Annotated in this window: 1 protein-coding gene; it reads right to left on the reverse strand. The window is 70.2% G+C overall.

All coding sequences use genetic code 11. The features are described 5' to 3' along the window. Nucleotides 1–25 precede the first annotated feature (25 nt). Nucleotides 26–1,618 (reverse strand): transposase, encoded by a 1,593-nt coding sequence (locus ABZT49_RS31675; protein ID WP_355292259.1) that lies wholly within the window; start codon nucleotides 1,616–1,618, stop codon nucleotides 26–28. Nucleotides 1,619–1,683 lie beyond the last annotated feature (65 nt).

Genomic DNA, 1,683 nt, shown 5'->3' on the forward strand with positions numbered 1-1,683 from the left:
GTAACCGGGGCAAAATCGCGGGCGGTCAGGCTGGTGAGGTCTGCCTGACCAAGTCTGCGAGAGGTGGGATGGGTGGCCCGTGATCGGGGATGCCGAGGCGGTCTCCGAGGTAGCGGAAGAACGAGGTTCCGAGCTTGGTGCAGGTCTTCATGAGACCCAGCAGCGCATCGCGGGCGGCTCGCCCAGCCACACTCATCGTGCCGCCCGAGATCCGCCGCTTGGTCACGCAGGCCCGGATGTCGTTCTCCGATCCATTGGTGTGCAGCGGGATGTCCGGCCGGTCCAGCACCCGCAGAAGCTCTGCCTTGTTGCGGTGTAGCCGCGTCAATAGCCGGTCCAGCATCACCATCCCGGTCGAGGCCGTGAAGATCTGGTCGAACCGCACCCGGAGGTCCGCCGCGGCGCGCTCGCAAGGGGCCCTCGCATAGGCTTTCAGCTCGCCATACAGCTCCCAGATCCGCTCGCGCTGCTGGGCGATCATGGCGGCCTGGCTCGGCGTGGCCGGGACCAGCTTGTGCACCAGGCGCTCGGCATGCACCCAGCATAGCGCGTGCGTCCCGACCCGGAACTGGCCGGCATCGTCCGAGACGATCACAGCGTCCTGCAACAACCCGTGCTGCACCACCGCGCCCCACAGCGCGCCCTCGGTGGCGATCGTCACCGGGTCGAGGACGATCGTCTGCCCGTCCAGACCCAGCCTGGTCAGGTGAGCGCGCCACGCCGCCTCGTCGGGGAAGCTCTGGCTGGGGTGGGCCGCCAGCGCCGCCCGCAGAGGCCCGGAGAGGCCACGCTCCTTCATGTAAGCCAGCGCTGCCGCATTGATCACGTAGTCTGGATGCCCCGCCCGCAGCAGCGACAGGAAGCTCCGGCGCGACTTCGAGGTCCCGGTGCGGAACACCGTGAAGCGGTCGTTGCCGATCTGCGTGGTGACCCCGTCCGCCCGCGCGTGACGCGCCGCGGTGTCGTCCACGCTGATCCAGCGGGCGCCGGCAAGGCCGGCCCGCAGCACCGCCTCGTCCTCGGCCAGGACGACGTCGAGCCGGGCAGTCAGCAGCCGCACCACCTGCCGCTTGGAGATCGGCACCCCCACCCCCGCCAGCAGCGCACACAGCCGCTCGGTCGTGACCTGACCCTGGACGTGGGCGGCGAGCAGGAAACGGCGCAGGTGCGGTCCAAAGCCGCCGGCCATGCCCGCCGGCAGAGGAGCCACCAGCGTCTCGCCCGAGGGCGTGCGCCAGCGCTCGCGCCGGTAGCGCGTCACGCAGGCCTCCAGCACCAGGTCGCGTACCACCACGTCCTGGTAGCCCTTGAACTGCGAGCCAGGCGGCGCAGCCACCGACAGCACGACCTCGCGCGTGAGGGCGCAGCGCTCCTGGACAGGGCCGCGCCGACGCACGGGGCTCAGGGGCTTGGCACCGCCGCCCGTCGCCTTCTCCATCCCGGAGGGCGTCTGACGCGTCGGCGGGCGGGGCGGCAGGCCTTTGAGCCGCGCGATCTCGTCGCGCAACGCCCGGTTCTCGGCAGTCAGGCGCTGCGTCTGCTCAATCAGCGTCCCCACAAGGGCCCGCAGGTCCGACAACCCGAGCGTCTCGACCGAAGCGGGATCAGGCTGCGCCATGCCAATGATGAATCACATCGGGACAGCCGGAGCAAACCCAAAACCCGCAAATTTGCCCCGGTTAC

Source organism: Methylobacterium sp. EM32 (assembly GCF_040593685.1).
In the GTDB taxonomy this organism is placed as follows: domain Bacteria; phylum Pseudomonadota; class Alphaproteobacteria; order Rhizobiales; family Beijerinckiaceae; genus Methylobacterium.